This window comes from Fictibacillus macauensis ZFHKF-1 (assembly GCF_000269865.1).
GTDB lineage: Bacteria > Bacillota > Bacilli > Bacillales > Fictibacillaceae > Fictibacillus_C > Fictibacillus_C macauensis.
This window is the reverse complement of record NZ_AKKV01000024.1, coordinates 335923-344680: the sequence shown is the minus strand read 5'-3', so window position 1 is coordinate 344680 and position 8758 is coordinate 335923. Positions and strand designations below refer to the sequence as shown.

General features: G+C 43.1%; 8 protein-coding genes and 14 tRNA genes. 19 read left to right on the top strand and 3 right to left on the bottom strand.

Annotated features, from left to right (window positions below; translation table 11 throughout):
• Positions 1 to 46 precede the first annotated feature (46 nt).
• The 15 genes from A374_RS09285 to A374_RS09210 all read left to right on the top strand — a co-directional run bounded on the left by A374_RS09285 (position 47) and on the right by A374_RS09210 (position 2242).
• Positions 47 to 121, top strand: a tRNA-Asn gene (locus A374_RS09285).
• Between the two features lie 7 nt (positions 122 to 128).
• Positions 129 to 219 (top strand) — tRNA-Ser (locus tag A374_RS09280).
• A gap of 16 nt (positions 220 to 235) precedes the next feature.
• A tRNA-Glu gene (locus A374_RS09275) sits at positions 236 to 310 on the top strand.
• A 28-nt stretch (positions 311 to 338) separates the two neighbouring features.
• Positions 339 to 414: transfer RNA gene (locus A374_RS09270), tRNA-Val, on the top strand.
• Positions 415 to 433: 19 nt separating this feature from the next.
• Positions 434 to 510, top strand: a tRNA-Met gene (locus A374_RS09265).
• A gap of 4 nt (positions 511 to 514) precedes the next feature.
• A tRNA-Asp gene (locus tag A374_RS09260) sits at positions 515 to 590 on the top strand.
• 95 nt (positions 591 to 685) lie between these two features.
• Positions 686 to 761, top strand: a tRNA-Thr gene (locus A374_RS09250).
• Between the two features lie 54 nt (positions 762 to 815).
• Positions 816 to 899 (top strand) — tRNA-Tyr (locus A374_RS09245).
• A 38-nt stretch (positions 900 to 937) separates the two neighbouring features.
• Positions 938 to 1011: transfer RNA gene (locus tag A374_RS09240), tRNA-Trp, on the top strand.
• 4 nt (positions 1012 to 1015) lie between these two features.
• Positions 1016 to 1091: transfer RNA gene (locus A374_RS09235), tRNA-His, on the top strand.
• A 6-nt stretch (positions 1092 to 1097) separates the two neighbouring features.
• Positions 1098 to 1172 (top strand) — tRNA-Gln (locus A374_RS09230).
• A 5-nt stretch (positions 1173 to 1177) separates the two neighbouring features.
• Positions 1178 to 1252, top strand: a tRNA-Gly gene (locus A374_RS09225).
• Positions 1253 to 1276: 24 nt separating this feature from the next.
• A tRNA-Cys gene (locus A374_RS09220) sits at positions 1277 to 1351 on the top strand.
• 53 nt (positions 1352 to 1404) lie between these two features.
• Positions 1405 to 1489 (top strand) — tRNA-Leu (locus A374_RS09215).
• 249 nt (positions 1490 to 1738) lie between these two features.
• Positions 1739 to 2242: a GrpB family protein gene (locus tag A374_RS09210; protein ID WP_007201943.1), complete on the top strand. Its 504-nt coding sequence runs from the start codon at positions 1739 to 1741 to the stop codon at positions 2240 to 2242.
• 41 nt (positions 2243 to 2283) lie between these two features.
• Here A374_RS09210 and A374_RS09205 read toward each other — a convergent pair whose 3' ends face one another.
• From A374_RS09205 to A374_RS09195, 3 genes are all read right to left on the bottom strand, one after another.
• The gene (locus A374_RS09205) at positions 2284 to 3420 is read right to left on the bottom strand and encodes a cation:proton antiporter (protein ID WP_007201942.1); all 1137 of its coding nucleotides are present in this window, start codon (positions 3418 to 3420) and stop codon (positions 2284 to 2286) included.
• A gap of 773 nt (positions 3421 to 4193) precedes the next feature.
• Positions 4194 to 4556: a hypothetical protein gene (locus A374_RS09200; RefSeq protein ID WP_007201941.1), complete on the bottom strand. Its 363-nt coding sequence runs from the start codon at positions 4554 to 4556 to the stop codon at positions 4194 to 4196.
• Between the two features lie 60 nt (positions 4557 to 4616).
• Positions 4617 to 5291 (bottom strand): B3/B4 domain-containing protein, encoded by a 675-nt coding sequence (locus A374_RS09195; RefSeq protein ID WP_238535167.1) that lies wholly within the window; start codon positions 5289 to 5291, stop codon positions 4617 to 4619.
• Positions 5292 to 5360: 69 nt separating this feature from the next.
• Here A374_RS09195 and queG point away from each other — a divergent pair, with 69 nt between their 5' ends.
• From queG to trmL, 4 genes are all read left to right on the top strand, one after another.
• Positions 5361 to 6506, top strand: a complete 1146-nt coding sequence (gene queG, locus A374_RS09190; protein WP_007201939.1) for a tRNA epoxyqueuosine(34) reductase QueG — start codon at positions 5361 to 5363, stop codon at positions 6504 to 6506.
• A gap of 61 nt (positions 6507 to 6567) precedes the next feature.
• Entirely contained in the window at positions 6568 to 7107 is a 540-nt protein-coding gene (locus A374_RS09185; RefSeq protein ID WP_007201938.1) for a methylated-DNA--[protein]-cysteine S-methyltransferase, read from the top strand.
• Between the two features lie 109 nt (positions 7108 to 7216).
• A complete protein-coding gene (locus A374_RS09180; RefSeq protein WP_007201937.1) occupies positions 7217 to 8104 on the top strand; it encodes an amidase domain-containing protein in 888 nt (295 codons plus the stop codon).
• An 81-nt stretch (positions 8105 to 8185) separates the two neighbouring features.
• Positions 8186 to 8659: a tRNA (uridine(34)/cytosine(34)/5-carboxymethylaminomethyluridine(34)-2'-O)-methyltransferase TrmL gene (gene trmL, locus A374_RS09175; protein ID WP_007201936.1), complete on the top strand. Its 474-nt coding sequence runs from the start codon at positions 8186 to 8188 to the stop codon at positions 8657 to 8659.
• Positions 8660 to 8758: the final 99 nt, after the last annotated feature.

Below are 8758 nucleotides of genomic sequence, written 5' to 3'. Positions count from 1 at the left end.
GCTTCCCCCTGTTAGAGTAGGACGTTGCCGGGCATACCTTTATTATTCCACAGTAGCTCAGTGGTAGAGCTATCGGCTGTTAACCGATCGGTCGTAGGTTCGAGTCCTACCTGTGGAGCCATATTTTTGGAGAGCTGTCCGAGTGGCCGAAGGAGCACGATTGGAAATCGTGTATACGTTAACCGCGTATCAAGGGTTCAAATCCCTTGCTCTCCGCCATGTAACTCTCGATAGTGGCCCGTTGGTCAAGCGGTTAAGACACCGCCCTTTCACGGCGGTAACACGGGTTCGAATCCCGTACGGGTCACCACTTATACATAGTAAACGAAACTTATATTGGAGGATTAGCTCAGCTGGGAGAGCACCTGCCTTACAAGCAGGGGGTCGGCGGTTCGAACCCGTCATCCTCCACCATTTATACCTTTTACATTATCGCGGGGTGGAGCAGTCTGGTAGCTCGTTGGGCTCATAACCCAAAGGTCGCAGGTTCAAATCCTGTCCCCGCAACCAAAATGGATCCGTGGTGTAGCGGTTAACATGCCTGCCTGTCACGCAGGAGATCGCCGGTTCGATCCCGGTCGGGTCCGCCATTTTTATCTTTTTGGCTCGATAGCTCAGTCGGTAGAGCAGAGGACTGAAAATCCTCGTGTCGGCGGTTCGATCCCGTCATCCTCCACCATTTTTTGCCGGTTTAGCTCAATTGGTAGAGCAACTGACTTGTAATCAGTAGGTTGGGGGTTCAAGTCCTCTAGCCGGCACCACAAAAACTATTGATATTCTAGAAAGAATACCTTATAATAGTTATTGTCTCTCTTGGAGGGGTAGCGAAGTGGCTAAACGCGGCGGACTGTAAATCCGCTCCTTAGGGTTCGGCGGTTCGAATCCGTCCCCCTCCACCATCTTAATTTTTTTATGAAACATGCACATTTTATGACTTAGGGGCATAGTTTAACGGTAGAACGAAGGTCTCCAAAACCTTTGGTGTGGGTTCGATTCCTACTGCCCCTGCCATGTGGCGATTGTGGCGAAGTGGTTAACGCACCGGATTGTGATTCCGGCATTCGTGGGTTCAATTCCCATCAGTCGCCCCATATTTTTGGGCTATAGCCAAGTGGTAAGGCAACGGACTTTGACTCCGTCACTCGTAGGTTCGAATCCTGCTAGCCCAGCCAGATATGCGGAAGTAGTTCAGTGGTAGAATACAACCTTGCCAAGGTTGGGGTCGCGGGTTCGAATCCCGTCTTCCGCTCCACTTTTAGTAATGCTTTATCAATACGGCGGCATAGCCAAGTGGTAAGGCCAAGGTCTGCAAAACCTTTATTCACCGGTTCGAATCCGGTTGCCGCCTCCATTTATTTTTTTAGATGGAGAATTTTTAAATCTACTGCCAAAGATCAATGACATGCCGGTGTGGCGGAATTGGCAGACGCGCACGACTCAAAATCGTGTTCCTTCGGGAGTGTCGGTTCGACCCCGACCACCGGTACCATTACATACTAATGATCAAGAGTTTCTACACATTGTAGGAGCTCTTTTTTTGTCCTCTTCATACAATGATGCCTCCATGGTGGTGTTCTTCATGTCAAGAATCCGGGTATACAGCACTAGGTGAACCAACCAATACTCATGACCTTGAATTTACTAAAGGTCATGTATACCCTCAATTCAGTCATTTTAAAGTTCATTGCGCCTTATCTCATGAAATGGTATGATAATCCAACTGAAAGGGGAGGGAATCATGCTAGGTTTGCCTAAAGGTGAAGTTTTTTTAGTTCCGTGGACAGAAGAGTGGGAAAAGGAATTTAAGAAAGAAAAAGAGATGATTGAAGAGTTGTTAGGAGAGGCTGTTGTTGCTGTTCATCATATAGGTAGCACAGCTGTACGAGGTTTAGCGGCAAAACCGATTATTGATATTGCGATTGAAATTCGTCAGTTTCAAGAGGGGGAATGCTGTGCACGTTCTTTAGAGCGGCTTGGTTATGAGTATAAGGGGACGAACATTTTACCAGAGCGTCACTATTTTAATAAAGGTGAGCCGCGAACGCATCAAATTCATATGTTTAAGCGCGAAAATTCTTACTTACATGAACACCTTTATTTTAGAGAATATTTACGCAAGCATGATGAAGCGAGAGAAGCATACGAACAGTTAAAAAGAGAAATGGCGAAGGACGCACAGGGCGATAAGTATAAGTATACAGACGGTAAAAGCGCGTTTATACAAAAGATCCTACAAACATAAATAAGAGCTTGTAGCTAAACGCTACGAGCTCTTATTCTCTATTATGCGACAGCTTTTTCCTTAAAGAAAAGCTTCATGAGTGGTGGGGTAACAACCGTTGTTACTAAGACAACAACAATGATGGCACTAAACATGCTTTCTGAGAGCATATGGCTTGCTGTGCCGATGGATGCAATGATGAGTGCGACTTCACCACGGGAGATCATGGCGGAGCCGATCGCTAAGGAGCTGCTCGTATTGAAGCCGGCTAAGCGCGCGCCAACGCCAGAGCCTATTAATTTTGTAGCAATCGCTATGAGACTTAAGCTTACAATTAAGACGAGGTGTTCAGACAATCCTTTAAACTCGGCTGTAACCCCAATGGATGTAAAGAAAACAGGAACGAAAATGGCGTAGCTAATCGTTTCTACTTTTTCGAATACTTCGGTTTTAAACGAAGTCACACTAATGGCAACGCCAGCAATATAAGCTCCGATAATATTAGCTACACCGGTGTATTCAGCTAAATACGCATAGAGGAAACAGAGAACTAATGCAGAAGATACAACCGTTTCAGATACTTTTAGTGATGAGAAGCGTTTTAAAAAGTAGGGAACACCTTTCCAAGCGAACAGCAAGGCGCCTGCGAAAAAGAGAACCTTTTTACCGATTACAATAGATAATTGCACATCTTCCCCTGTAAAGCTCATTAGAAACGCAAGAGCAATAATAACGACAACATCATCAATGACGGCTGCCCCTAATATGGTTGCTCCTTCTGGCGTTTTTAAGGCGTTCATTTCCTTTAAAGCCTGCACAGATATACTAACACTCGTAGCGGATAGTAAAAGGCCAAGGAAGGCTGATTCTATGCTTGTGAGATGCATGATGAGACCGGCTGCATAACCGAACACGAAAGGAACGATGATTCCTCCTAAGCCAACAAAAAGAGATGCTTTGCCAGTTCGTTTAAATTCATCCACATCTGTTTCTAAACCGGCTAAGAACATTAAGAGAATAACGCCGATCTGACTAAACTGTTCGAGTGTGTGCGTTTCTTCAATTAGTCCGAGAACTGAAGGCCCAACGATGATACCAATTAAAAGTTTACCAAGGACAGAAGGCTGACCAAGGCGAACAGCAATGCTTCCCGCTACTTTTGATGCAATTAAGATGATCGCAAGTTGTAAGACAATCATGATAGATCCACCTTTCTTCTTGTAGTAGTGTTTGCTATTGTGTACGAACGTAGCCATAGCGGTCAGCAAGCTGGTTGTATAGAAAAAAGAGCCCGGCTTGTGACCGCGACTCTTTTTAGAAAACACAAAAAGAGCCTGTCAACCAAAGGACATAGATATCCTAAGGTGACAGGCTCCTCCCAAAAAACCGTTCGTATGTTGTTATATTAAGTATAACACAGTGGGCCTAGAAGGAACAGCTAAAGGTTTAGATAAAATTTTAGAATGGTTGTCATATTTTTCGTAGAAAGCGCTATATATGAAGTAAGGCAGTTGTAGGTTTTAGCGGTGAGCTTCGTTTTTAATGAAGCTCGCCGCTTTTTTTAGTAAAAACCCATCAAGGATTAACGAAAGGATGGGATTTACGCGCTGATCCAAGTCACCAAGAAGTACGTGTTGAAGAAGATGTGAATGTGTTCATAAAGTTGGGGATAATTTACTCTTTTAAAGATATACATAAAATTAAACAAATGTTTAAAAATGTTGACGTTATTATATCAGTCTGGTGTGATGAAACGTTAATTGGTATTGTGCGTGTTTTTGTTGTTCTTTTGATTTAGGGGTTAATTAAAGAAATCGGCAAGCAGTTAGTCCAAATAGTAAGTGTCATTAATTCTACTAGCAGCACAGAAGCTAAGGAAAGAGGCTGGGACATAAACAGCCTTAGCACAAAAATGGCTTCATCATCCGTTTCGGTGATGAAGCCATTTTTTATGCCGCTCGTTCGTTTGATCTTAGATGGTCTTGCGTATATAAGCAGCCATTAAATGCATCAAAAAATATACGAGTGCGGATAGTCCGTTCGCGCGCAGGAGCCCTTGATTCGCGCGCAGACCAGGTCCGTTCGCGCGCAGGAGCCCCTGATTCGCGCGCAGACCAGGTCCATTCGCGCGCAGGAGCCCTTGATTCGCGCGCAGACCAGGTCCGTTCGCGCGCAGGAGTTCCTGATTCGCGCGCAGACCAGATAATTTGCCTCCAATAACGTAGGTAAGGGATGAAAAATAGAGAAAATGAAGAAATAATCTCGTAAATGCACTCAAAAATGAGAAGAAATAGCGTAAAAACTCTTCAATGATGGCGAAAAGGGCATAGCGCAAAGCGCATGCGATGCGCCCGCAGGAGCCACGAAACAGAGGAAGTATTGTGTCCCAGTCTCTTTACGCAATAATATGTGAAGTTGAGGAGCCACCATTTACTTGAACAAACATTTTTTGAACCGCTTGGAGAAGCTGGTGAGCTTCGTCATCGGTCATGGATGGACGCAAGTAAATTAGTTGGAGCGCATTTGTTGTTTCAGCAGTAATAGCTGAGCGTTTTGAATCAACGATCGGACTGCCGAATGGACCGTTAGCATCTTTTGAAAGAAGGCGGCCCTCCATATTCATTAAACGACCGTTTAAACTTTCGTAGGCTTCCCCTGTTTTTCCAAGGGTCAACGTAATATCGCCGGATAAACAATCAGTATCGTAAATGCCGATGGGGAGTAAATATTGTAGCGAAAAGAAGTTATTTAGATCGACAGCTCCATTCATAAAATCAAGTGTTTTCCCACTATAAATACGCTTAAGTAGTGCCTCAGAAGAGGGTTTATACCGACTAGGATCCATATGAAGCTGTTTGAAAACACCACGCCATTCTTTAATGGCGTCATGGTCACTAACGCTGTATTGGAGAGCATCTAGCTTTAAGGATTCTAGAAAGAGTTGGAATCTACCTCTTAGCATTTGCGGAGACTGATCAATCACTGTATTATGATAAAAGATTGCACCTACTTTAAATGTAGGGACACGCTCTAAAATGACAGAGTCAATTTGAATGTTCAAGAAAATCACCTTCCTACTACGTTAATTAATGAAAGTGTACCATAGAACATAAGGAAAAAGCGGAAAGGAGGTACAGACGTGACAGGCGCCCAGTTAAAAGAAGAACTCATTGCATATAGTAAATCAATTGGTATAGATAAAATTGGTATTGCTTCAGCGGATGTTTTTACGAGCTTGAAGACAAGACTGTATGAGCAGCAGCGGCTCGGTTATCAGTCAGGCTTTGAGGAACCAGATATTGAAAAGCGAACGACTCCTGCACTCCTTGTAAGCGAGGCTGCTTCCATTATATCAATTGCTTTAGCATACCCATCAAAGATGAAAAATCCTCCACGAAGTGTAAAAGGGCAACGGCGCGGAATTTTTTGTCGAGCGTCATGGGGCAAGGATTATCATCATATTTTACGAGAAAAGCTTCAATTACTCGAACAGTTTTTAAAGGAAAAAGTACCTGGCATTTCGATTAAATCAATGGTTGATACAGGGGAGCTTTCCGATCGAGCCGTTGCAGAACGAGCGGGGATTGGCTGGAGTGGAAAGAATTGTAGCATTATTACTCCAGAATTCGGCTCGTATGTCTATTTAGGTGAACTCGTAACCTCTGTTTCTATGCCACCCGATCAGCCTATTACGGATCAATGTGGTACGTGTAACAAATGCGTAGAGGTTTGTCCTACAGGGGCACTCGTACAAGGTGGACAGCTCGATTCAGGAAAATGCATTGCCTTTTTAACACAAACAAAAGATTTTCTTCCTGACCGCTATCGTGAAAAATTAGGAAATCGACTGTATGGCTGTGATACGTGTCAAACCGTTTGTCCGAAAAATAAAGGGATTGATTTTCATTTACATGATGAAATGGAACCTGATCCCGAGCTTGCTAAGCCGTTATTAGAGCCCATGCTATTCATGAGCAATCGTGAATTTAAAGATTCATTTGGGCATGTATCAGGCTCATGGCGAGGCAAAAAGCCCATACAACGCAATGCCATCATTGCTCTTGCTCATTATAAGGAAGAGAGTGCTGTTCCAAAGCTCATCCGTCTTATGAACGAGGACCCAAGACCTGTTATACGTGGCACTGCCGCTTGGGCAATCGGTAAGATTGGGGGACCTTTGTCACTACAATCGTTAAATATTGCGAAAGAGCAAGAAAAGGATGGAAATGTATTGGTAGAAATCGATAAAGGGCTTCAAATGCTTGAAAATCACGGAATTTCCTAATCGCAATCTTTAGGTATGTCCGTTAGTATAGAACACAAGAAATGAAAAAGAAGGGATATTTATGTGTACGATAAAAACAGCGCTCTTTTATGAGGAAATGGAAAGCCCGATTGGCCTTCTGACTGTGATCGCTACCGAATCCGGGGTGTGCCGACTAGATTTTGGAGGCCTAGAATACAACCAACCATCCCTTCAAGCTTGGATGTCGAAACATTATTTGAATGGGGAATTAATACATTCTCCAGAGAAGCTAGAGCCTGTTCTTTCACAGCTCGATGCCTACTTTAGAGGAACGAGAAAAGAATTCTTGATTCCACTTGATCTATACGGAACACCGTTTCAAATGAAAGTATGGCAGGAGCTACAGAACATTCCATATGGTACAACATGCTCATACAAAGATATTGCTCGTGCCATTGGAGCACCAAAAGCTGTTCGCGCAGTAGGAAGTGCAAATAACAAAAATCCTGTGCCAATTATTATTCCATGTCATCGTGTCGTTGGAAGTAATGGTGCGCTCGTAGGCTATGGAGGCGGCTTGGATAAAAAAGAACAACTGCTTTCAATCGAACAACAATATAGCATTCGCATTACCTCTTAACGAAGGAATGAGGATCGTTTATGAGAGAACCGCTTATAGCGGTTCTTTTTTTGTAGCTACACTTCATACAGTAATAATGCGTTACTTTTTGGTAGGACGGAGGTGCTGTATGAAGTGGAAAGACAATTTAGAAGCATATATTAAACAATTAACCGATTGGATGGTTAATGAGTCATGGACGGATAGTGTGGCGCTCCCTGTTGAGGAACGAGCATGTATGACAAGAAAAAAACGTGTGTTACATGAAAGAAATGCGGTGCTTGTTAATACTAATGTAGAAGCGCGGGTTCTTCGTCATGAGGAGCTTAGTGATGAGCGATGTCAAGTAGATTACAATGTTCACTTTAGTCATTTAATTAAGCATGGCTTTGATTTTTATGTAGAGGAATGGATTCAGGAGCGACGCGCTTTTTTTCAAGAGAATGAGATGATGGAGGACTTTTGCTTATATCCGGAAGGAACATTGAAAGAAGCTACGAAAATTGAGCGAGAAGGAAAAGCATTAGAAGGTACAAAAGGGGTTTATGATCGCTTAGCAGCGGTGCGTTATGCAGAAACATGGTGGAACGAAGCAAATCCAGCTTTTCGTAACTTTGATGTAAATTGTACAAACTATATTTCACAATGCATTTATGCAGGTGGCATCCCAATGGCTCACACGAATAGTCGCTCAAAGGGCTGGTGGTTTACGCAAGATAATTGGAGCTATAGTTGGACGGTAGCCAATGCGATGCGCTGGTACTTAAGCGGTGGGGAAGGGATCTTGCAGGCAAGGGAAGTAACGTCTGCTCAACACCTTTTACCAGGGGATGTGATTTGCTATGATTTCGACGGAGATGGCACATGGGAACATACGGCAATCGTTACGGGAAAAGATTCTGCAGGAGAGCCACTCGTCAATGCCCACTCTGTTAACTGTCGAATGCGCTATTGGCGTTATGAAGATTCTACCGCCTATACCCCAAACATTAAGTATAAATTTTTCCATTTGTTATAAACACCTTAAGCGTTCCTTTTTTTCATAGTAATAGTGTACAATGCTATAATGAAGATAGGAATAAGCATTTGAGGTGAAGATATGGGTTTACATGTAGTTCTTTATCAACCACTCATTCCAGCGAATACTGGAAATATTGCACGTACGTGCGCTGGAACGGATACGTCGCTTCATTTAATTCGACCACTTGGATTTTCAACGGACGATAAACAATTAAAGCGTGCCGGACTAGATTATTGGGAACATGTTGATATACATTATTATGATTCTTTAGATGAGCTGTTTGCTAAGTATGATCAAGGGTTATTTTATTTTATAACGAAATTTGGTACGAAGCGTTATACAGACATGGATTATAGTGATGTCGAGCGGGATCATTTTTTTGTTTTTGGACGTGAAACGACAGGCCTTCCAGATGAAGTGATGGAAGCGCACCAAGAACGATGCTTCCGCTTGCCGATGACAGAGCATATTCGTTCTTTGAATTTATCAAATACCGCTGCCATTTTAGTATATGAGGCTCTTCGTCAACAACAGTTTTTACATTTAAAATAGCAAAAAAACGTCCTGTATGATTCATACAGGGCGTTTTTTTATGTGTTATTTACTTGGCGCCTGGATTGTCATTGTATCCAGCTGTAAAGATGGCTGTTA